At 33.6% G+C, this 23,459-nt stretch carries 21 protein-coding genes, 2 pseudogenes and 1 riboswitch; of the genes and pseudogenes, 18 read left to right on the top strand and 5 right to left on the bottom strand.

Annotation, left to right across the window (positions count from 1 at the left end; genetic code table 11):
• Positions 1-22: 22 nt before the first annotated feature.
• From rpsP to rplS, 6 genes are all read left to right on the top strand, one after another.
• Positions 23-295: a 30S ribosomal protein S16 gene (gene rpsP, locus LK443_RS08945; RefSeq protein WP_005606737.1), complete on the top strand. Its 273-nt coding sequence runs from the start codon at positions 23-25 to the stop codon at positions 293-295.
• A 39-nt stretch (positions 296-334) separates the two neighbouring features.
• A complete protein-coding gene (locus LK443_RS08940) occupies positions 335-580 on the top strand; it encodes a KH domain-containing protein (RefSeq protein WP_006702873.1) in 246 nt (81 codons plus the stop codon).
• Positions 581-718: 138 nt separating this feature from the next.
• A complete protein-coding gene (gene rimM, locus LK443_RS08935; protein WP_227931557.1) occupies positions 719-1,234 on the top strand; it encodes a ribosome maturation factor RimM in 516 nt (171 codons plus the stop codon).
• 1 nt (position 1,235) lies between these two features.
• Positions 1,236-2,000, top strand: coding sequence for a tRNA (guanosine(37)-N1)-methyltransferase TrmD (gene trmD / locus LK443_RS08930; RefSeq protein ID WP_227932491.1), 765 nt, complete (start codon positions 1,236-1,238; stop codon positions 1,998-2,000).
• On the top strand, positions 1,975-2,322 hold the full coding sequence (locus LK443_RS08925) for an ArsR/SmtB family transcription factor (RefSeq protein WP_416217195.1): 348 nt from the start codon (positions 1,975-1,977) through the stop codon (positions 2,320-2,322). Before trmD ends, LK443_RS08925 begins: the two co-directional genes overlap by 26 nt.
• Before the next feature lie 134 nt (positions 2,323-2,456).
• Complete coding sequence (gene rplS / locus LK443_RS08920) at positions 2,457-2,804, top strand: 50S ribosomal protein L19 (RefSeq protein WP_227931556.1); 348 nt, start codon at positions 2,457-2,459, stop codon at positions 2,802-2,804.
• 81 nt (positions 2,805-2,885) lie between these two features.
• Here rplS and LK443_RS08915 read toward each other — a convergent pair whose 3' ends face one another.
• The gene (locus LK443_RS08915) at positions 2,886-3,671 is read right to left on the bottom strand and encodes a hypothetical protein (RefSeq protein WP_227931555.1); all 786 of its coding nucleotides are present in this window, start codon (positions 3,669-3,671) and stop codon (positions 2,886-2,888) included.
• A gap of 203 nt (positions 3,672-3,874) precedes the next feature.
• Positions 3,875-3,950: riboswitch (SMK box riboswitch) on the top strand.
• Between LK443_RS08915 and metK the strand changes: the two genes are divergently transcribed.
• Positions 3,948-5,117, top strand: a complete 1,170-nt coding sequence (metK, locus tag LK443_RS08910) for a methionine adenosyltransferase (protein ID WP_227931554.1) — start codon at positions 3,948-3,950, stop codon at positions 5,115-5,117. It overlaps the preceding riboswitch by 3 nt.
• Positions 5,118-5,280: 163 nt before the next feature.
• A complete protein-coding gene (locus LK443_RS08905) occupies positions 5,281-6,999 on the top strand; it encodes an IS1182 family transposase (RefSeq protein ID WP_227931553.1) in 1,719 nt (572 codons plus the stop codon).
• Here LK443_RS08905 and LK443_RS08900 read toward each other — a convergent pair.
• Complete coding sequence (locus LK443_RS08900; protein WP_227931552.1) at positions 6,983-7,126, bottom strand: DUF4044 domain-containing protein; 144 nt, start codon at positions 7,124-7,126, stop codon at positions 6,983-6,985. The genes LK443_RS08905 and LK443_RS08900 overlap by 17 nt on opposite strands.
• A 167-nt stretch (positions 7,127-7,293) precedes the next feature.
• Here LK443_RS08900 and gndA point away from each other — a divergent pair, with 167 nt between their 5' ends.
• The gene (gene gndA, locus LK443_RS08895) at positions 7,294-8,727 is read left to right on the top strand and encodes an NADP-dependent phosphogluconate dehydrogenase (RefSeq protein WP_227931551.1); all 1,434 of its coding nucleotides are present in this window, start codon (positions 7,294-7,296) and stop codon (positions 8,725-8,727) included.
• A gap of 146 nt (positions 8,728-8,873) precedes the next feature.
• Here the strand turns inward: gndA and LK443_RS08890 are convergent, their stop codons facing one another.
• Complete coding sequence (locus LK443_RS08890; protein WP_227931550.1) at positions 8,874-9,092, bottom strand: YjzD family protein; 219 nt, start codon at positions 9,090-9,092, stop codon at positions 8,874-8,876.
• A 142-nt stretch (positions 9,093-9,234) separates the two neighbouring features.
• Between LK443_RS08890 and dnaE the strand changes: the two genes are divergently transcribed.
• From dnaE to pyk, 3 genes and pseudogenes are all read left to right on the top strand, one after another.
• On the top strand, positions 9,235-12,588 hold the full coding sequence (gene dnaE / locus LK443_RS08885; RefSeq protein ID WP_227931549.1) for a DNA polymerase III subunit alpha: 3,354 nt from the start codon (positions 9,235-9,237) through the stop codon (positions 12,586-12,588).
• A 90-nt stretch (positions 12,589-12,678) separates the two neighbouring features.
• Entirely contained in the window at positions 12,679-13,644 is a 966-nt protein-coding gene (gene pfkA, locus LK443_RS08880; RefSeq protein ID WP_227931548.1) for a 6-phosphofructokinase, read from the top strand.
• Between the two features lie 17 nt (positions 13,645-13,661).
• A pseudogene (gene pyk, locus LK443_RS08875) lies at positions 13,662-15,071 on the top strand (pyruvate kinase); the annotation flags it as partial.
• A 218-nt stretch (positions 15,072-15,289) separates the two neighbouring features.
• On the opposite strand, the gene lexA reads toward pyk, so the two are convergent.
• Positions 15,290-15,913, bottom strand: a complete 624-nt coding sequence (gene lexA, locus LK443_RS08870) for a transcriptional repressor LexA (protein WP_227931547.1) — start codon at positions 15,911-15,913, stop codon at positions 15,290-15,292.
• Positions 15,914-16,061: 148 nt separating this feature from the next.
• Here lexA and LK443_RS08865 point away from each other — a divergent pair, with 148 nt between their 5' ends.
• The 6 genes from LK443_RS08865 to LK443_RS08840 all read left to right on the top strand — a co-directional run bounded on the left by LK443_RS08865 (position 16,062) and on the right by LK443_RS08840 (position 23,061).
• On the top strand, positions 16,062-16,310 hold the full coding sequence (locus LK443_RS08865) for a DUF896 family protein (protein WP_227931546.1): 249 nt from the start codon (positions 16,062-16,064) through the stop codon (positions 16,308-16,310).
• A 55-nt stretch (positions 16,311-16,365) separates the two neighbouring features.
• Positions 16,366-18,363, top strand: coding sequence for a transketolase (gene tkt / locus LK443_RS08860; RefSeq protein WP_227931545.1), 1,998 nt, complete (start codon positions 16,366-16,368; stop codon positions 18,361-18,363).
• A 47-nt stretch (positions 18,364-18,410) separates the two neighbouring features.
• On the top strand, positions 18,411-19,430 hold the full coding sequence (locus LK443_RS08855) for a G5 domain-containing protein (RefSeq protein ID WP_227931544.1): 1,020 nt from the start codon (positions 18,411-18,413) through the stop codon (positions 19,428-19,430).
• A 12-nt stretch (positions 19,431-19,442) separates the two neighbouring features.
• Entirely contained in the window at positions 19,443-20,192 is a 750-nt protein-coding gene (gene srtB, locus LK443_RS08850; RefSeq protein WP_322563578.1) for a class B sortase, read from the top strand.
• 326 nt (positions 20,193-20,518) lie between these two features.
• Positions 20,519-20,701: a hypothetical protein gene (locus LK443_RS09410; RefSeq protein WP_265416420.1), complete on the top strand. Its 183-nt coding sequence runs from the start codon at positions 20,519-20,521 to the stop codon at positions 20,699-20,701.
• A 143-nt stretch (positions 20,702-20,844) separates the two neighbouring features.
• Positions 20,845-23,061, top strand: a complete 2,217-nt coding sequence (locus LK443_RS08840; protein ID WP_227931543.1) for a VaFE repeat-containing surface-anchored protein — start codon at positions 20,845-20,847, stop codon at positions 23,059-23,061.
• 115 nt (positions 23,062-23,176) lie between these two features.
• Here the strand turns inward: LK443_RS08840 and LK443_RS08835 are convergent.
• Positions 23,177-23,380, bottom strand: a pseudogene (locus tag LK443_RS08835) (transposase); the annotation flags it as partial.
• Positions 23,381-23,459 lie beyond the last annotated feature (79 nt).

Below are 23,459 nucleotides of genomic sequence, written 5' to 3'. Positions count from 1 at the left end.
TGAAAACATGGAGGTGTAAAAAATGGCAGTTAAAATTCGTTTAAAACGTATGGGATCTAAGAAAAATCCTTTCTATCGTGTAGTAGTTGCAGATTCACGTTCTCCACGTGATGGACGTTTCATTGAAACAGTTGGTACTTACAACCCAGTTGCAAACCCAGCAGAAGTTTCAATCAACGAAGAATTAGCATTAAAATGGTTAGCTAACGGAGCTCAACCTTCAGATACTGTTCGTAACTTATTATCACAACAAGGTATCATGAAGAAATTCCACGAATCAAAGTTTTCTAAGTAATTATTCGCATCGAGATAATTCGGTAAAGAGGTGAAAAGAATGCCTGATATTCGTGAATTAATTTTAGCAATCGTTCAACCATTGGTTGATTTTCCTGATGATGTGACAATTGAAGTTGCAGAATCAGATGAATTTTTAGAATACACATTACGTGTGAATTCTGAAGATATTGGACGTGTTATTGGAAAACAAGGACGTGTTGCTCGTGCAATTCGTACAATTGTTTATAGTGTACGCACTAGAAATCAAAAACGTGTTCGTTTAAGCATTGAAAACAATGACTAGAAAAAAGTTCAACAATTTCTCTTAGAAGTTGTTGAACTTTTTTATTTAGTATTTCCATTAAAAATGGATTTTGTTTGCAATTTTGTTCAATTCTCACGTATGATAACAGTAATGAATTGTGAGGAGGAAGTAGAAAAAATGTCACAATATTTTAAAGTAGGAAAAATTGTAAATACACAAGGATTAAAAGGGGAAGTTCGTGTGATTTCTACAACGGATTTCGCAGAAGAGCGTTATCAAAAAGGAGTAGAATTAGCTTTATTTAGAGATGGTGAGTTTGAAAAATTACTTGTGATTAAAAGCCACCGACGTCATAAAAATTTTGATTTATTAACATTTGAAGATCATCCTCGAATTGAAGATGTGGAAGGCTATAGAGATTGTTTATTAAAAGTGTCAAGTGATGCTCTAGAAGAATTGGAAGATGACGAATTATATTATCATGAAGTTGTTGGGTTAGAGATTATTACTGATGAAGGAGAATATTTAGGAAAAGTATCTGAAATATTATCTCCAGGTTCCAATGATGTTTGGGTCGTCAAACAAAAAGGAAAGAAAGACTTATTAATTCCATTTATCGAACCAGTCGTTTATAAAATCGATAAAGAAAATAAACAAGCGTTTATCCATGTTCTAGAAGGGTTGTTTGACTAAAATGAGAATTGATGTCTTAACGTTATTCCCTGAAATGTTTGCACCGATGGAACAATCGATGATGAAGAGAGCTATTGAGAAAGAAAAGATTTCATTTCATACTATTGACTTTAGAGATTTTGCCTTTCATAAGCATAATCGAGTAGATGATTATGTCTTTGGTGGAGGAGCCGGTTTATTATTAAAAGTAGAACCGATTGACCGTGCATTAAAAGATTTAGAGCAGAAAACTCCAACAACTAAAAAGAGAGTAATTTTACTAGATCCAGCAGGGAAGAAATTTAGTCAATCCGATGCTGAAGAATTAGCTAAGGAAGAACATCTTGTTTTCATTTGTGGTCATTATGAAGGGTATGATGAACGTATTCGAACACTAGTAACTGATGAATATTCCATTGGAGATTTTGTTTTAACAGGTGGAGAATTAGGGGCAATGGTGATGATTGATGCGACGGTTCGATTAATTCCAGATGTACTTGGCAATTATGAATCAGCTATTGGGGATTCTCATTCGATGGGATTATTAGAACATCCTCAATATACTCGCCCAAGAGAATATGAAGGAATGGAAGTTCCGGAAGTATTATTTAGTGGAAATCATGCAAAAATTGCTACATGGCAGAAAAAAGAATCTTTAAGAAGAACCTATCAAAGAAGACCTGATTTATTAGAGAATTATTCATTAGATAAAGAAGAAGAAAAATTATTACAAGAAATTATTCAAGAAGAGAGCATAAATCATGAATCAGAAACAATCTCAGAATGATCAAATGCAAAAGGAAACAATATTTCAAGAATCAGAATTATGGCTACAAATGAGTCAATTATTTAAAGTTTTTGGAGATGTCACTCGTTTAAAGATTATTGCGTTATTATATGAAAAACAGGAAATGACTGTAGAAGAAATCGTATCTTTTATGGAAATGGAACAATCGGCCATTTCCCATCAACTCCGAAAATTAAAATCCAATCGTATTGTCAAATCAAGAAAAGTTGGAAAATATGTTTGGTATTCTTTAGATGATTCACATGTATTGTCCTTATATCGTATGGCTTTAGAACACTCAAAAGAAAATTTTAAAAAGTAAAGTAAAAATACTTTACAAGTATTCATTTATATGATAAACTCTCAAAAGTGGATAGGAGACTATCCATATAGAACGATATTCCGCTGATTGGACATTCGGCCAAATCATGAATGTTTGTTGGAAGGAGAAAAAACATGAGCAAATTAATCGATAGCTTAACACAAGAACAATTACGTTCTGATATTCCTGCTTTCCGTCCTGGTGACACTGTACGTGTTCACGCTAAGGTAGTTGAAGGAACTCGTGAGCGTATCCAAATCTTCGAAGGTGTTGTTATTAAACGTCGTGGTGCTGGTATCAGCGAAACTTACACAGTACGTAAAGTTTCTAACGGTGTTGGTGTGGAACGTACGTTCCCAATACACACTCCACGTGTAGCACAAATTGAAGTAGTTCGTTACGGTAAAGTTCGTCGTGCTAAATTATATTACTTACGTAACTTACGTGGTAAAGCAGCACGTATCCAAGAACGTCGTCGTTAATAGAAAGATTAACCTTCTTGAAAAATCAAGAAGGTTTTTTGTACTAAAAAATCCCTTCATCCAAAAGACGAAGGGATTCTTCTATAATTGATAAAAAATTCCAATTAAAATCGTTAATAATGTAGCGTACCAATAGAAATAGGTACCAATTCGGCTAGGTTTCTCAGATTTCTTTAAAAGAAGATGATACAAAATTGGAATAATTCCACTAATACTAATTAAAATTAAAGCAAATAATGAAAAGTGATCTCCTAAAACATAAAAACTAATTGGATAAGAAATGATCCAACATAAGTTTAATGCAAATGATAAGAATAAGCTCCAAACAGGAAATTCTAATTTTTCAGACTGATGACGCTCAATTGCCTTTTGTTTAAATTGAATGATACTAATTCCAAAAATTGCATAGCAGAGAAATACTTGGAAAATGCTGTTAGGAATTTGATGAGTAATTGTATAATACATTAAAAAGTTTCCAACTGTGAATTTTGCTAAAGCATTCAATAGTACATGATATGCATATGCTGGATGATTTGATTGTAAATGGAAAATCCAACTATGATTTACTCCGACAACTAAAGCTGCGATAATTCCAATTCGAATTCCAAAGGTTTGTACAAAATAAACAATTGGAAGAAGTAGCAAGAAGTTCGTAAAGAGTAGTACAACGGATTGCCCACGTTTTGGAACTTTATAAAATTTTGAATACATCATTTCTTGTAAGTTTAGAATAAACAAGAAAAAATATAATACGAGTACATCAGAAATTGGAATAGCATTTGTTTTAATGGCTAGAAAAAATCCTAAAAATGAAAAACTGATAGGAGCTAAAATGAAACTCCATAATGGATTTGTCAATTGCTTCATATAAGATATTTCTTGAGGTGCCAATGTATTTACGGACATATAAATTACCTCGAATTTACTTTTTTATTTTCATGATAGGTAAATTAATCCAGCTTGTCAAGCAGAATTTAAACGATTACATAACCTTTTCACAAAATAAATGAATAAAAAAGAGAAATAATACTAGGAATTTTGAAAAATAATGCTATAATGGTTGAGTCTTAAAAAAATATGATATTCCCGAGAGGATGCACAATGTGTAGATGCCTTGTAACCGGAATTGAATGGGGGAAAACAATGGAAAAAATTTTATTTACATCGGAGTCAGTTACAGAAGGACATCCCGATAAAATCGCAGACCAAATTAGTGATGGAGTATTAGATGCTATTTTAGCACAAGATCCAACCGCTCGTGTTGCCTGCGAAACAGTCGTTAATACAGGTTTAGTCATATTAGTTGGTGAAATTACAACAACCGCTACAGTCGATTATCAACAAATTGCTAGAGATACGATTCGCAACATTGGTTATGCTGATCGTAAGTATGGCTATGATGCGGATAGCATTGCTGTAATGGTTTCTTTAGATAAGCAATCACCAGATATCGCAATGGGGGTTAATGATGCTTTAGAAACTCGTGGACAACAAGAAGAGTTTGGTGCAGGAGACCAAGGGTTAATGTTTGGTTTTGCTACTAATGAAACAGATACTTACTTGCCAATGCCAATTTATCTAAGTCATCAATTAGCTTATCAATTAGCAAAAGTTCGTAAAGAAAAACAATTAGATTACTTAGGCCCAGACGGCAAAGTTCAAGTAACTGTTGAGTACACTACTGATCATAAAGTAAAACGTATTGATACGATTGTTGTTAGTACACAACATGATGAAGAAATTTCTCAAGAACAAATTCATCGTGATGTTTTAGAATATGTTGTTAAACCTGTTGTACCAAGTGAATTATTAGATGATGAGACACGTTACTTCATTAATCCAACAGGAAAATTTGTAATCGGTGGACCGGTTGGAGATTCTGGATTAACAGGACGTAAAATTATCGTAGATACTTACGGTGGATATGCTCGTCATGGTGGAGGAGCCTTCTCTGGAAAGGATGCTACTAAAGTAGACCGTTCAGCAAGTTATGCTGCTCGTTATATTGCTAAAAACGTAGTAGCTGCAGGTTTAGCAGATAAATGTGAAATCCAATTAGCTTATGCAATTGGGGTAGCTCAACCAGTATCGATTTCTGTGGATACTTTTGGAACAAATCATGTTTCAGAAGAAAAACTAATTGCCGCGATTCGTAAAGTATTCAAGTTAACTCCAAAAGGAATTATTGAAACATTACAATTACGTAGACCAATTTACCAACAAACTGCTGCTTACGGACATTTTGGACGTAAAGATGTAGATTTACCATGGGAACAATTAGATAAAGTAGAAGCTTTAAAAGCTGAATTTTAACGAAAGAAAAAGAGGCTGGGCAAAAAGTCTCAAAAATAGAAGAAAGCACTATAAAATTCTGAAACAGGATTTTATAGTGCTTTTTAGTCTTATAAATTAAACATAGGAGTCTACCTCTGTTATAATAAGTTTGAATGAAATAAAATAAGAAAGGGTGACTCCTATGTACAAAAATTATACCACACCAACAGATACTTTAGAACTAAATTTTACATTAACCGTCCCTAAAAACCACATTGCTCAATTTATTAATCAGTTTGTAGATTCTATTCCAGATTCTATTATCTTTCCTAATACAACATCAAAAATGGGTAGACCTGCTCATCATCCTCGTATGTTATTAAAAATGATTCTCTTCGCTTATACTCGTTCTACGTATAGTGGTAGAAAAATTGTTCAATTAAATGAAGAAAATATTCCGATGCAGTGGCTTTCTCAACAAACTTATGTCTGTTACCATGTTATTAATAATTTTAGAAGTAATGAACAGTTTTCCTCTATCATTAAAAACATTTTCGTATACTTTACTTTATTACTCCAACACTATCATATTATTGATTCAGATAGTTTATTTATTGATGGTACAAAAGTTCAAGCAGATGCCAATCGTTATTCATTTGTATGGCGTAAAGCTATTGAAAGATATGATGAAGCTTTAAATGAAAAAATTAGTACATTATATGATCAATTAATTCAAAATCAAGTGAATATTGCTTTATCAGAAGAAGAAAAAATTACTGAATATGGTGTTCATGCCATGATTGAAGCTACTAATAACTCTCTAGAACAGTTAGAAGAACTCATTGAAGAAGAACCTAAACATATTGTTGGTGGTTCTAAAAACAAACAGAAAAAACGCTTGTTAAATTCTTTTAAACGTCAACTTGAAAAAGATTTTCTGCCTCGTAAAGAAAAATATACGATAGCTAAGGAAACATTTGATAACCGGAATAGTTATTCTAAAACAGATAACGATGCTACTTTTATGTGTATGAAAGAAGATGCCATGAAAAATCGAGAATTAAAACCTGGCTATAATCTTCAAATCGCAACGAATCATCAATATGTTTTAGGTTTTGATGTATTTCCTAATCCTACAGATATGCGTACTCTTAAACCATTTTTAAATTCATTTAAACTATTAGACAAATTTTCTATTATTATTGCGGATGCTGGATACGGTAGTGAAGAAAACTATCAATTGATTCTTGAAGAGTATGAAAAGACACCTTTGATTCCTTACACAATGTACGAAAAAGAACAAACGAAGAAATTTAAAAATGATCCATCTAATAGACAAAATTGGTATTACAATGAAGAGGAAGATTATTATATTGATCATTTAGGTGTAAAATTTAGTTTTAAATATTATTCAACAAGAAACGATAAGAATGGATTTACTCGTAGATTTAAAGTGTATGAGACAGATTCAATTCAAGAAACAGAAGCATTGGATGAATTAGCGAAAACTCCTACTGGACAACAACGTCAAATCCGTGTAAACCAAGTTTGGGAATCTTATAAAGAAACGATTAAAGAAGCGTTACATAGTGACCGTGGAAGTAGTATATATGCTCAACGAAAAATTGAAGTTGAGCCAGTTTTCGGTCAAATGAAGCGCAATTTTGGCATGCGCAGAACTCATGTTAGAGGTAAAAATGCAGTTCATAATGACATTGGTCTGCTCTTTTTAGGGATGAATTTGCAGAGATTAAGGAAATATATCTTAAATAATATGAATCAAGGGTGGTTTATCCCCCTTGATTTTACTGAATTTATTAAAAAGCACGTCCTAATTTTGATTTCAGTCAAAATCGGGACGTGCTTTCTTCTATTTTTGAGACTTTTTGCCCAGCCTCTTTTTACTATTTATAATTCATAACAGTTATTGCAAATTGGAATACAATTACACCTAATGTTGCTAATAACATAAACCATACAACAACACGAGTGATTTTTTCCATTGTTGAAAGATTACGTTTTTGTTTTTTACTTGGTTTTCTTGACACTAATATCTCTCCTTTAATTAAAATCATTGTTAGTTTACATGAATTGTAAGAAATACTCAAGTAGTATTGTCAATGAAAATTTTCTTTAAATGCAAATAGCTTTCCTAAAATTACAAATTTTGGTATGATGTGTAAGTAAATTAAATTGAAAATTGGAGGAATTTTAAATGTCAAAACAACAAATTGGTGTCGTTGGTATGGCAGTAATGGGTCGTAATTTAGCTTTAAATATTGAAAGTCGTGGTTATTCGGTTTCAATTTTTAACCGTTCATCTTCAAAAACAGATGAGGTGATTGCATTACATCCAGAAAAAAAATTAGTTCCAACTTATACAGTGGAAGAATTTGTAGCTTCATTAGAAAAACCAAGAAGAATTTTATTAATGGTTAAAGCTGGAGAAGCAACAGATAAAACTATTCAAAGTTTATTACCACATTTAGATAAAGGTGATATTTTAATTGATGGGGGCAATACATTCTTCAAAGATACAATGCGTCGTAATGAAATGTTAGCTAACTCGGGCATTAACTTTATCGGTACAGGAGTTTCTGGTGGTGAAGAAGGAGCATTAAAAGGCCCTGCTATTATGCCAGGTGGACAAAAAGATGCGTACGATTTAGTAGCACCAATTTTAGAAGAAATTGCTGCGAAAGCAGATGATGGTGCACCATGTGTAACTTATATTGGTCCAAATGGAGCAGGTCATTATGTAAAAATGGTTCATAATGGTATCGAATATGGAGATATGCAATTAATCGCTGAAAGTTATGATATTTTACGCCGTGTAGGTGGATTGTCAGTAGAAGAAACTGCAGAAGTATTCAAATCATGGAATACTGGTGAATTAGATAGTTACTTAATTGAAATTACTGCAGATATTTTAACGAAAAAAGATCCTGAAACAGGTAAGCCAATGGTTGAAGTGATTATGGATACAGCTGGAAATAAAGGAACAGGTAAATGGACTTCTCAAAGTGCATTAGACTTAGGTGTTCCACTTCCGTTAATTACTGAATCTGTATTTGCACGTTATATTTCTACATTAAAAGAAGAACGTGAAATTGCTAGTAAAGAATTATCTCCAATTAAAGTTCCTGAATTATCAAATACTGAAAAACAAGCGTTAATCGAATCAGTTCGTAAAGGTTTGTATTTCTCTAAAATTATGAGTTATGCGCAAGGATTCGCTCAAATGCGTGTGGCAAGTGAAGAATTTGATTGGGACTTAAATTATGGGGAAATTGCGAAAATTTTCCGTGCTGGATGTATTATTCGTGCTCAATTCTTACAAAAAATCACAGATGCCTTTGAACGTGATCCAGAATTGAAAAACTTATTATTAGATAAATACTTCTTATATGTTACAGAATCTTATCAAGAAGCTGTTCGTGAAGTTGTTGTGACAGCTGTTCAAGCAGGAATTCCTGTTCCAACATTCTCAAGTGCGTTAGCTTACTATGATTCATATCGTTCAGAAGTATTACCAGCTAACTTAATTCAAGCGCAACGTGACTACTTTGGTGCTCACACTTATAATCGTGTGGATAAATCTGGAGTGTTCCATTTTGAGTGGGCGCAAGAACGTGAGATTGAACAATAATTACAATAAATATTTAAATAAGACTAATCTATAGTAGCTTAGGACGCAAGCAGCCTTGCGAAGCGAGTCTCACTGCTATTGAGCTACTATGAGTGGTTTTGTGTAATTTCTTAAAATAAAAAAAGCATCTCCAAGAGATGCTTTTTTTATTGATGTGTTTGTGGTGCTGTTTTGGTTGGTTTCATGAAGACATGTTGGATTAAAACAATTCCGCATGAAATTAATACTCCAACGACTACAGCATTTGTAAAGTTATATGGAGATTGAGCTAATGCAGAACCTAAATAATAGGTCACTTGACTTAAAATAAATCCCCAAACAAAAGTTACGAGGTATTTCATTTCGACACCTTCTTTCAATTTCATTATAGTCAATCCTACTAATTCATACAAGTAAAATTTCTTGAAGTTTGAGGAAACCTTTTATCAAAAACAACACCACAATATTTGTACAAAATTCTATTCAGCCGTTATAATGAATGAGAAGAAATGATAGAAAGGAATCATTATGACATTTACAATTTTACAAGTTACTAGTGGCTATAGCTTATTGAAAAGCACCATTGATTTATATAAATATGTCATGACTGCAAAATCGTTAGGATATCAAAAGTTAGCTTTAACAGATGAAGGTGTCTTGCATGGCGCAATTGAATTTTATAATTTATGTCGTCAGCAGAATATCGAACCAATTATTGGTTGTGTTTTTCAATATAAGCAATGGAGAAATGCTGAAGTCTTATCATCCATGATTGTCTATGCAAAAGATGAAATAGGATATCAAACCTTAATCGAATTATCGACTCAATATCAAAAATCCAAAGTAGTTACAAAAGACATGGAACAAAAAATGAAAGAAGGCTCCAAACATTTACAATTAGTTTTCCCACAAGAAAATAGTGAATGGGCATTGGAATGTTCGAATGGGGAAGTGGCTTTTCAACGATGGTTGTTTGAAGCTGAAGAGCATTATTTTTCAACTATTTATTTAGGGATTGAACCAAACCGCCCTTTGCTAATTTCATTAGAACAATTGGAAAAATGGGGACAAGATTTTTCGATGAAACTTCTTCCTTTTGTTAAAATATTCTATTTAAAAGCAGAAGATGATTTTAGTTATCGAGTATTAAAAGCTATTGGAGAAGGTGAAACACTTAGTACAACTCAAGCAGAAGTGAGTGGGCAATATTATTTGCAAGATGAGAAGACTTTGACGCAACAATGGTCAACTCTATTAGAAGGAAAGTTAGTTCATCAATTAAAAGAATTTGTTGATTCGTTGAAATGGGAACTTCCAAAGCATAAACTGTTACTTCCAAAATTCCAAACTCTTGAAGGAAAAGCGAGTCAAGAATATTTAAAAGAAATTTGTCAGCAATCTTTAAACGACAAAGAATTAGTGAATGAAGAGTATCAATCTCGACTAAATTACGAATTATCTATTATTCATCAAATGGGATTTGACGATTATTTCCTGATTGTATGGGATATTATGAAATATGCGCATGAAGCAGGTATTCAAACAGGCCCTGGACGTGGTTCTGCCGCAGGTTCATTAGTCTCCTATTTATTAAATATTACAAAGTTAGACCCCATTGAGTATCAATTATTATTTGAACGGTTCTTAAATCCAGAACGATATACGATGCCCGATATTGACTTAGATTTTCCAGATAATCGAAGAGAAGACATATTAGCGTATGTACGAAGAAAATATGGGGAAAATCATGTTGCGCAAATTGCGACTTTTGGAACTTTTGGAAGTAAGCAAGCGCTAAGAGATGTATGTAGAGTATTAGGTGTTACAACCGTGCAAGCCGGAGAATGGTCTAAGGCAGTTCCAAATCAGCTAGGGATTAATCTGAAAAGTGCATATGAACAGTCAAAAAGTTTACAAGCATTAGTTTCGAGAAGTCCAAAAAATCAATTGATTTTTGAAACGGCATGTCGAATTGAAGGATTACCACGACATTTATCCACACATGCTGCTGGAGTAGTGTTATATGATAAACCACTAACAGAAGTAATTCCTTTAATGGATAAAGATCAACAATTGCCAATTACACAATATACGATGAAATATGTGGAACAAATTGGATTGTTAAAAATGGACTTTTTAGGGTTAACGAATTTATCGATTTTACATGATTCAATTGAATTAACAAAATCAATTTATCAACAAGAAATTATTTTAAACGAAATCCCGTTAGATGATGAGAAGACTCTTGAATTATTCCAAAATGCTGATACAAATGGAATATTCCAATTTGAATCAGATGGGATTCGCCGGGTATTAAAGAAACTTAAACCAACGAATTTAGAAGATATTGCTGCAGTGAATGCATTATATCGACCAGGTCCAATGGAGCAAATTGATACTTTTATTAAGCGTAAGCATGGACAAGAAGTTGTGAAATATCCACATCCAATATTAGAGTCGATTCTTCAATCTACATACGGAGTTATGGTTTATCAAGAACAAGTTATGCAAGTAACATCTCAAATGGCTGGATTTACATTAGGACAAGCAGATATTTTACGCCGTGCTATTGGGAAAAAAGACGGTAAAGTAATAGAAAAAGAAAAATCTCATTTTATCGAAGGAGCAATCGAAAAAGGCATCGATGTAGCTAGTGCAACAGAAGTGTATCAATATATTGAGCGCTTTGCGAATTACGGGTTTAACCGTTCGCACGCATTTGCCTATTCCTTATTGGCGTACCAATTAGCTTATTTTAAGACACATTATCCACGTGCTTTTTATACGGCGATTTTAAGATTTGTTGGAGATCGTTCTCCAAAATTACAAACTTACTTTATAGAAGCAAAACAAAGAGGGATTGTTATTAAAAATCCATCGATTAATACAAGCTTAGAAGAATATCATGCAACGGCAGATGGGATTTTTATTGGATTAAATGCCATTAAAGGATTAAGAAGGGATCTTATTCAAGAAATTCTTACTCAAAGAAAACAAAATGGTCCATATAGTGACTTTATGGATTTTGCATTTAGAATTGGAAAACGATTTTGTAAAAAAGAAGTGTTGGAAGCTTTAATTGATGCAGGAGCTTTTGATGAATTAGGAAAAAATCGTGCTACATTACGAGCTACGATTGATGCTGTTGTTGAAAGCGTCAAGTTCCATGGAAGTAATCTCTCTTTAGAATTGAATGAAGAAATGTATCCAAAATATTTCGAAGAAGAAGACGGTAATATTATTGAGAGAATTGAACGAGAAATTGCGGTATTAGGATTTCCTGTATCAACATTTCCAACAGAACCTTATGAAATATTATATAAAAAGCAAAAAGCGAATCGAATTTCATCGATTTATGAATCAAAACAAGTATCAGTTTTAGGAATTCTAAAAAATATTCGTAAGACTCGTACAAAAAAAGGTGAACCCATGGCGTTCGGAACCATTCAAGATGAAACGGGTGAAATGGAATTTGTTGTATTTTCAGAAGTTTATCCAATAGTGTTTTCCGCATTAGAAGAAAATCAATTAGTCTTATTAAAAGGAAAAACAAGAAAAAATCTGCATTCAAAATGGCAAGTACAAGTTCAACAAGTGTTAAGCTTATTTGAAGTAGAAGGATTAGCGCAGGCAACTTCGATAAAATGCTATATTAAAATTACAAAAGATCTACAAAATAAAGAAGTGTTTGATCAAATTAGAAATGTCATTATTAATAATCCAGGAGACACAACCGTTCTTTTATACATCGAGAGTAAAGATCAGGTTCTAAAAATGAATTTTAACTCTGGAATAGTTGTCGATGCTGAAACTTTAAAAGCCATTTCTAATATTGTCGGAGAAGAAAATGTAAAAATTATAAAACGAAAACCTTTTCGCTAATGAAAAGAAAAGACATTTTTGTAGAAAAGTGGTAAAATAGGAAAAGAAATTGGAAAAGAGTTCCAAAATTAACTTTAAGAGGTGAATAGCTTGAAACGTATTGCTGTTTTAACAAGTGGTGGAGATGCACCAGGTATGAATGCTGCAGTTCGTGCCATCGTTCGTAAAGGGATTTATGAAGGATTTGAAGTCTATGGAATTAACTATGGATTTGCAGGATTAGTTGCAGGAGACATCCGTAAATTGGAAGCTTCTGATGTTGGAGATATAATTGCCCGTGGAGGTACTTTCTTATATTCTGCACGTTATCCTGAATTTGCACACCGTGAAGGTCAAGAAAAAGGAATCGAACAATTGAAAAAATTCGGTATCGAAGGTTTAGTTGTTATTGGTGGAGATGGAAGTTACCAAGGTGCGGTAGCTTTAACGAAATTAGGATTCCCAACGATTGGTGTTCCAGGAACAATTGATAATGATATTCCAGGTACAGATTTTACAATTGGTTTTGATACAGCGATTAATACTGTATTGGATTCAGTTGACCGTTTAAGAGATACTGCAACAAGTCACGTTCGTACATTTATTGTTGAAGTAATGGGACGTAATGCAGGGGATATTGCTTTATGGACTGGTATTGGTAGTGGAGCAGAACAAATTTTAATTCCTGAAAAAGAATTTGATATTGCTGAAGTAGCTACTGAATTAAAACGTGGTCGTTCAAAGGGTAAAAAACACACGATTATTCTTTTGGCTGAAGGTGTAATGAGTGGCGATGAATTTGCTAAGAAATTATGGGAATACGATGAAGATTTCCATACTCGTGTAACAGTATTAGGACACGTTCAACGTGGTGGTTCACCAACTGCTCGTGACCGTGTATTAGCAAGTCGTTTAGGTGCGAAAGCAATCGACCTATTAAAAGAAGGCGTTGGTGGAGTTTGCGTTGGTGTTCGTGGCGAAGAAGTTGTTTATAACGACATCGTAGAAACATTAGCAAATGGAAAACATGTACCAAACTTAGAATTATATCAATTAAATAAAGAAATTTCATTTTAATTAAGGAGTAATTTTTTATGAAAAAAACTAAAATTGTATGTACAATTGGACCAGCAAGTGAATCAATTGAAAAATTAACAGCATTAGTAGAAGCAGGGATGAACGTTTCACGTTTAAACTTCTCTCATGGAGACCATGAAGAACATTTAGCACGTATTAACAATATTAAAAAAGTACGTCAAGAAACTGGTAAAATGATTGCTATCTTATTAGATACAAAAGGACCAGAAATTCGTACACATGATATGGAAGGTGGAGCATTAGAATTCTTCACTGGAGATGTATTACGTATTTCAATGACACAAGTATTAGGAACTAAAGAAAAAATTTCTATTACTTATCCAGAATTAATTAACGATGTTCAAGTTGGATCTACTATCTTAATCGATGATGGTTTAGTAGGTTTAACAGTTACTGAAATTGACCATGCAAATGGCGAAATCGTAACAGTTGTAAATAACAGCGGTGTTGTTAAAAACAAAAAAGGTGTTAACGTTCCAGGCGTAAGTACTAAATTACCAGGAATCACTGAAAAAGATAGAGCAGATATTATCTTCGGTATTGAAAATGATATCGACTATATCGCAGCAAGTTTTGTTCGTCGTGCATCAGACGTTCAAGAAATCAGAGATTTATTAGAAGAATACGATGCAACTCATATTCAAATTATTCCTAAAATTGAAAACCAAGAAGGTATCGACAACATTGACGAAATCTTAGCTTTATCTGATGGTTTAATGGTTGCTCGTGGAGACATGGGTGTTGAAATTCCTGCAGAGGAAGTTCCAATCGTTCAAAAAGCTTTAATTAAGAAATGTAATGCTTGTGGTAAACCAGTAATCACAGCTACACAAATGTTAGATTCAATGCAACGTAATCCACGCCCAACTCGTGCGGAAGCAGGAGACGTAGCAAATGCTATCTTCGATGGTACAGATGCAGTAATGTTATCTGGTGAATCTGCAGCAGGGGACTACCCAGTAGAAGCTGTTAAAACAATGGCAAGCATTTGTGTACGTACTGAACGAGAATTACGTGGACAAGATAAATTTAAACTAAAAACTTATGATGCAACAGATGTGGCAGAAGCGATTGCTCGTTCAGTAGCTCATACAGCTAAAAACTTAGATGTTAAAACAATTGTAGCTGCAACTCAATCTGGTCATACTCCAAAAATGATTTCTAAATATCGTCCAAGTGCAAATATTATGGCTATCACATACACTGAACGTCAACAACGTGCGTTAGCATTAGTATGGGGTGTTCAACCTTTTGTAATCGATAGACCTACATCAACTGATGAAATGTTTAAGCTTGCAAATGATACCGTGTTAGAAAAAGGATTTGCTGAAAAAGGAGAATTATTAATTATTACTGCAGGTCTTAAAGTTGGAGAAACAGGTTCAACAAATATGTTGAAAGTCCAAAAAACATTTTAATATTTGAAATAGATCTTTCTATATAGTAGTAAAGGACGGTAGCAGCCTCGCAAAAGTGAGTCTCATGTCTAAATTTCGACCCTAAGGTCTCGAAATTTCCTAGTAAAAGTTGCCCATCGGCAACTTTTACGCTTACTACTATGAAAGATTTTTTCTACAAAATAAAAACTCTTCGTTAAAAAACAAAGAGTTTACTATAATTGTTATTAAAAAATTCGATTACGATAGAGGCTGACTACTTTTCCTAAGATAGTTACATTAGGTAAGATAATCGGATCTAGTTGATCATTTTCCGGTTCTAAACGAATATGGTCAGATTCTCTAAAAAATCTTTTACATGTGGCAGTGTCTTCTTCAGTCATTGCAATGACGATTTCACCATTAGAAGCAGTGGATTGTTTTCGTACGATAACAGAATCGCCATCGAAAATTCCTGCGTTAATCATACTGTCTCCTTTAATGGTCAGCATGAATAAGTCTTCTGCATCTTGTTGTAAGTCTGGTGGAATGGGGAAGAATCCATTTGCCTCTTCGATTGCTAAAATAGGAGCACCAGCAGTAACGGTTCCTAACATTGGAATAGCAGTAGCTGTAGCACCAATTGTTTTTAGACCAATTGGTGTTACTTCAATGGCTCTAGGTTTACTAGGGTCTCGTTGAATGTATCCATTTTTTTCTAAACGAGAAAGGTGTCCATGTACAGTCGATGTTGAAGAAAGTCCAACGGCATTACAAATTTCTCGAACAGTTGGTGGATAACCATGTTTTTTAACTTTTTCATATATAAAACGTAAAACATCGATTTGTTTTGAATCTTTTCCATTTGACATTGTATCACCTTCTCTATTTCTTTTAGGTAATCATAGCACAAATTGAACACTAAATCAAACAAATGTTCGCATGGTAGTGTGTTTTCTTTTTATACAAATAATGGTATGATAAAAAGGTAGAAATAGAAATGAGGAAAGGAAGTCTGATATGTTAGATCCTAAGAAAATTGCGAGAATTAATGAATTAGCTCGTAAGAAAAAAACAGTTGGATTAACATCTGTAGAGCAAGAAGAACAATTGTTATTACGTCAAGAATATTTAGAAGCGTTCCGTGGAGGAATGAAAAATCATATTGAAGGATTAAAAGTTGTCGATGAAGACGGTAATGATGTAACTCCTGAAAAATTGAAGCAAATTCAAAGAGAAAAAGGATTACATAGTCGTAACGAAGAATAATTTTTTCATCAAAATAGGAAATAAATAAAATAATTATTTGAATAGGAGTGTTAATATGTTTGATAAAGTAGATCAATTAGCGGTAGATACAATTCGTACAATGAGTGTGGATGCCATTCAAGCCGCAAATTCTGGACATCCAGGGTTACCAATTGGTGCTGCTCCAATGGCTTATGTATTATGGTCAAAATATTTAAAAGTAAATCCAAAACAATCTAAATGGGTCGATCGTGATCGCTTTGTTTTATCAGGTGGACATGGTTCAGCACTTTTATATTCATTATTACATTTATCAGGTTATCAAGTTTCAATTGAAGATGTAAAAAATTTCCGTCAATTTAATAGTAAAACTCCAGGGCATCCTGAAGTCGGTCACACTGATGGAGTAGAAGCAACAACAGGTCCTCTAGGACAAGGATTCGCCAATGGTGTAGGGATGGCAATGGCTGAAGCACACCTAGCTGCAACTTACAATCGTCCAGAATTTCCAATTGTAGATCATCATACTTATGTGATGTGTGGGGACGGGGATTTAATGGAAGGTATTTCTTATGAAGCAACTTCATTAGCAGGTACTTTGAAATTAAATAAATTAATTGTATTATACGACTCAAATGATATTACATTAGATGGTGAATTATCAAAATCATTTAATGAGAGTGTGAAAGATCGTTTTATTGCTCAAGGTTGGAATTATATTCGAGTTGAAGATGGTAATGACTTAGATGAAATTGCAGAGGCAATTGAAGAAGCGCAAGGTGAAACTGAAAAACCAACTTTAATTGAAGTGAAAACGATTATTGGATACGGCGCTCCAAACCAAGGAACAAATAAAGTTCATGGTGCTCCTTTAGGAGAAGAAGGTATTAAAATCATGAAGCAAAATTATGGCTGGGAATATGCTCCATTTGAAGTGCCAGAAGAAGTAGCTCATCGTTTTGATAAATTATTAGTACAAACTGGGGAAAAAGATTATCAAGAATGGCAAGAATTATTCGAAGCATATCGTAAAGAATATCCTGAATTAGCGAAACAATTCGAAGATGCTTTCTTTGGAAAAATTGAAGTGGATTGGAAAGAAGTCTTACCAAAATATGAATTTAACAGTCCTGCAAAAGCTTCTCGTGTCACAAGCCAAGAAGTGATTCAAGAATTAGGAAAACATATTCCATCATTCTGGGGAGGTTCTGCAGATTTATCTTGTTCAAATAATACAATGAATAAAGCAGATACTGATTTTGAAGCTAGTAATTATGCTGGACGTAATATTTGGTTTGGTGTACGTGAGTTTTCAATGGGGGCAGCACTAAATGGTATTTTATTACATGGTGGTACAAGAGGATATATTGGTACATTCTTTGTATTTTCAGACTATTTGAAACCAGCAATGCGTGTAGCTGCAGTATCTAAATTACCAACAATTTATGTTTACACGCATGATTCTATTGCTGTTGGAGAAGATGGCCCAACTCATGAACCGATTGAGCAATTAGCAGCATTCCGTGCAACTCCAAATACAAATGTCTTTAGACCAGCAGATGGAAATGAAGTAGCCGCAGCTTGGAAAACAGCTTTAGAAGATACTACTAGACCATCCTTATTAGTTCTATCTAGACAAAATCTTCCAGTATTAGAACATTCGTTGGAATTAGCTTTTGATGGAGTTGATAAAGGTGCATATGTTGTGAGCAAACAAGAAGGTGAAGTTCCTGAAGGAATTCTTATCGCAACTGGTTCTGAAGTGAATCTAGCAATAGAAGCTCAAAAAGTATTACGAGAAACAGGATATGATGTTTCAGTAGTTTCAATGCCTGCGATGAATCGCTTCGAAGAACAATCAAAAGAATATCAAGAAGCAGTATTACCAAGTTCAGTTCGTAAACGTGTTGCTATTGAAATGGGTGCAAGCTTAGGATGGCATCGTTATGTAGGATTCGATGGAGAATTAGTAACGATTGATAAATTCGGAGCTTCTGGTAACGGAAATACAGTTATGAAAGATTATGGATTTACTGTAGAAAATGTAGTGGCAACTTATTTATCATTAACTTAAATAAAAAAATAGGCTCTTTGTCAAATAGGGTTGATGAAACAATTTTAGTGACTGAATACATCTATGATGAAAATGTTGAAATGGGTAAGGAAGAAGAAGTAAAACCTGGAGAAAAAGGAAAAGTTACTATAACAACTTCTTATGACAAAGACCAAAACAAACTTGTTACCAAGGAAGAAACTAAAGATCCAGTTAAGAGAGTTGTAAAAGTTGGTATCAAGCCAGTTGTTCAAGAAGAGAAAATTCCTCACGATACAGAATACGAATACAATCCTGAATTGAAGGCCGGAGAAGTTAAGAAAATTCAAGACGGCACTCCAGGTAAGGTTACTATTACAACTACTTTCAATAAGGAAACAGGTAAGATAGAAACTAAAGTTGAAAGAACTGAACCTACTAATGCAAAGTATGAATATGGTTCTAAGACTGAAGGCAAAGTAAAAGTTGAGAGTGAAATTCCTTTCGAAGTTGAAATTATCAAAGATCCTGAAATGGAAGCTGGAAAGACTGAAACAGCCCAAGAAGGTAAACTTGGTAAGAAAGAAATTACAATTACTATCGAAAATAGTAAGGAAGTTTCTAGGGAAGAAAATGTAACAGAAAAACCAGTTAAGAAGATTGTAAAAGTGGGAACTAAGTGCAAATGCGAAAAACCAGATAACCCACCAGCACCAGGTAAGGATCCAGAAAAACCGGAAAATCCAAAAGATCTGGAAAAACCAGGTAAAGAAAATCCAAAATATCCAGAAAAGCCAGGTGAAGAGAAACCAAATAAACCAGGTACACCAGGAGAAAAGCCAAACAAACCAGGTACACCAGGAGAAAAGCCAAATAAACCAGGTAGACCAAGTGAAGACCCATTCAAAGAACCTGGAGAAGATTACGCTTCTGATAACGAAGGTTCTGAATCTGTAAAAGGTAAAAACATAAAATCATCTAAGAAGGATTATTCAAAGGCTCCTAAGACTTATGACCCTGGAATCGGAGGATATGTAGGCGCTACAGGTATTGCGGGAATACTTCTTGCTTATCTTCAAAAGAAAAAGAAAGAAGATAAAAAAGACTAATTTTTAAGGAGGATTTATATTAAAAAAAAGATAATAAATTTTCTACAAATCCCCCTTCTAATAATAATCGCTTGGTCCGTTTATAAGATTTACGACTATCAGATGGATAATAAATCTTATAATATTTTGAAAAAGGACTATTCTTCTAGGGTGGAAGAAATATCTAGAGATATTATAGATAGTTCTGATGATGATATAGAAGAAAAAGAGATTCAGGCGGGCAGAGAAATTGTAGAGTCACTTAACAAACGATATCCAGAAGTGATTGGACGAATATTTATAGAAAATTTGGATTTGGATTTTCCTATCGTACAAGGAAAGGACAATTCATTCTATCTTGACCATGATTACACGGGCACTTATCATCCTTTCGGATCGGTATTCATGGATGCGAGAAACTCCAATAACTTCTCTGATCAAAACACTATCCTCTACGGACATAACGTAAGTTCGGGACTTGTATTCAATGCTCTTAATAAGTATAGGGATAGAGAGTACGTTGAAAAGAATCCATATATAATAGTAGATTCTTTGGAAGGAAGATTTGTATACAAGATATTTGCTGTATATGACGTTGGGGCTTACGAAGATTACAGATCAAAGTCCTATAATGAAGATAAATGGAGCGATTTTTTATCTAGAATTAAAGACAAAAATATTCTAGACTATCCACTGCCTAAGTTTGAAGACAAGATTCTGACTCTGTCAACTTGTTCCTACTTAGATGACAGAATGACGGTACAGGCTGTACTGCAAAAATAAAACTTAAGAGACATGCGGCTCTCTTTTTAGTACCATAAATAGTGTAAAAAAGGAAGTAATTCCTAACAATACATTAAACATTTCCAGAAAAAAAACTAATCCCTCATGGATCAGGAGGCTTTTCAAAAGGAAGCATTTTTGCTGTAGTGCTTTTGGTTCTATAATTTATAGTAGTAGAATTTGGTGACTTATTAAAATTTAAAAAATATCTAATATCTTTTGTTGGAATAGACGCACCATCATATGAATTAGAAAACTTTAAAGCAAATCAAAGGAAAATAAGTAAAAGAGGAAATGCAATACTACGAAAAGTAGGCTACCAGGCAATGAAATGTATGATAAGTGCTAAAAGTCCAGAAAACGAAATATATAAATACATGATAAAAAAAGAAAAAGAAAGAAAAACCAAAAAAGTTTATAAATTTGCAGGCTTAAACAAATTCTTAAGAATCTACTATGCAAGAGTCATGATTTCAAAAGCCGAGAAACAAGGATTAAAAAAAGCATAAGATTTGAAATAACACTAAAAAATAATACAATGTTTCTGTCTATAAAAGCAAAGATAAATATATAAAGAAAGGAGATGAAAGACATGAGTCAAAATATAAAATTCAAAAAAATATTTTTTCTTACAATTTTATTATTATTATTATTGCCAGCAAAAGCAAGTGTAGGAGCAGAATCTGAAAATCTAAATACTAGTACAGTACCAGAAAACACTGTAACTGTAGTAGAAGATAAAAATACTCAAAATGATAATCAAACAAAAACATCAACAGAAGAAGATGAAACAGTAATAGAGAAAATTCCAGAACCTATTGGGGGTGGTTCATCTGGCGGTGGTGGTGGCGGTTTTTTTTATAGACCCACAAATGGATTTCTTATAATTAAAAAAGATGAAAATGGAAATCCCATGAAAGTCGCTTTTAAAATAACAAATCTTATTACAGGAGAAACACATATCTTAGTAACTGACTCTAATGGCAAAAGCAACAAACTATTTTTGAATAAAAATGAGAATATTCATAAAGATGAATACGGATTATTTCCTGAGAATAGAGAGAATAGATATGAAGAAATTAGTGGAAAAGAGATAGAAAAAATAGTTGAAGAACTTAGAAAGTCTGGGAAAATTATAGACCCTGAAAAAGATAATCCTGATATATTTGGAAATATTAATGATTTTAGGAATCATAGATTTCCGGGTGGAGTACCAGGAAGACCACCAGTTCCAGTAGGACCAAAAAAACCACCAGTTTCAGGCGATTCACAAAATAAAGATGAACCACCAGTTCTAGGAGGAGAATCAGATGGACCACCAGATCTGCCATCACCAAATGCAAATGATAAGTTTCTTGAAAAAGGTATAGTTAAAGATCTTTATAAATATGAAGAACTTAATAAAGGTGAAAACACTACGACTAATTTTTATCATACTAATTATGGAGTAGGATCTTTAAAACTTGATATTTATTTTGATAAAATTACAAAAACAAATCCTGGATATAGAATTGATTCTGCAATGAACGAAATTACTATTAATTATGGAAAACTAGATGCAGAAAAATTCAATAAAGTTAATTATTCTAAAATAATTGACTACGCTAAAAAACGTTTAGCCTATAAATTAATAGAGGATTCTAAAGGTGGAAATATAATTTTTTCAGATGAATACGGATTCAACATTAATGTTTACCGCGATGAAATGACTAATGTAGATGATGTATATAAAGTAGAAGAGCTACGAACAGATACCAATAACGGATATAGCTTAAAAACTTTCTATATAAAAAGAGATATTCGTGATAGATTCTATATTGGAGATAATGAGAAAAATATAACAGAACCAGCTAAGCTTATTTTTGAAGGCAATCAAGGTGATTGTGAAAAACCTAATATACCTAATATACCTGCTCATGGACGTGGAGGTGAAGCTGGACAAGTTCCACCTATAAGCCCACAAGCAGTACCTGAATTAGTAGTAGGAGGAGGAGGAGGAAGCTCTGTAGGTGGAAGTGGAAGTGGATGTGGAAGTGAAAGTGGATGTGAAATTCCACCTACAGCGTGCCAAGGTATCCCGACTTTCACAATAGTTAATGAAAAATTTGACTTCAAAACTTATGCCTCTCATCCTAATCAAAAGGGCAAAAATTTAGATAAATCAACAGAAACAAAAGTGACTGATAAAATTGAATTTGATAAACTAAGTGAAGGTAAATCATATAAATTTGTAGGTAAACTAATTCATAAAGCAAGTGGGAAAGAAGTAAAAACAAAAGACCCTATAATTTATGAAACAGGAAAACTTACATCAGCAAAAGGTGAAGCATCTATAACAATAACTTTTGACGCAAGTGCATATAGTAATGGAGATGAGTTTGTTTTAACTTATGAAATCTTCGAAGATGGACTTCTAGCAGGAAAAGAATATGATTTGGAAAATAAGGACCAAACATTTTCAATAATCGATAAAGAAGTGCCACCACCACCGAAGGAAGTGCCACCACCACCGAAGGAAGTGCCACCACCACCGAAGGAAGTGCCACCACCACCGAAGGAAGTGCCACCACCACCGAAGGAAGTGCCACCACCACCGAAGGAAGTGCCACCTCCATCAGAGGAAGTACCACCTCCATCAGAGGAAGTGCCACCTCCATCAGAGGAAGTACCACCTCCATCAGAGGAAGTGCCACCTTCATCAGAGGAAGTACCACCTCCATCAGAGGAAGTGCCACCTTCATCAGAGGAAGTGCCACCTCCACAAGATTATATAGCTCCAGAAACATATGATCCAGGAATAGGTTTGGATATAATCATGTTAGCTTTAAGCGGAGCAGGACTTATACTTTTAAGAAAAAAGAATAAGTAAATGAAATCTATACAGGCATTGGTCTGTATAGATTTTTGGCTCTTTGTCAAATAGGGTTGATGAAACAATTGGCTCTTTGTCAAATAGGGTTGATGAAACAATTTTAGTGAAGGAATTAAGCAGCGTCAGGTTGCTTAATTCCTTTTTTAGTTGTTGGAGTAAATAGTTTAGACATTAGTAGAATTCTATTTCTAAAATGAGTGAAACTAGTGTAGCCATAAGCGTTTCTTTTAAGTACTTTAATCTTGTTGTTAATTCCTTCAATAGGTCCATTTGAAAGAGTTGGATACTCACAAGTATTTTGTAAATACGGTAAAAACTTCTGGTTCTATAATTTAGGCCGTAAAGTTACTTTGAAACTTTACGATTTTATTTTATTACGCGATTTCCATAGTTAT

The organism is Granulicatella elegans (assembly GCF_020735385.1).
GTDB classification, from domain to species: Bacteria; Bacillota; Bacilli; order Lactobacillales; family Aerococcaceae; genus Granulicatella; species Granulicatella elegans_B.
Note: the sequence above shows the minus strand (reverse complement) of the source record. Positions and strands in the feature narration are given on the sequence as shown.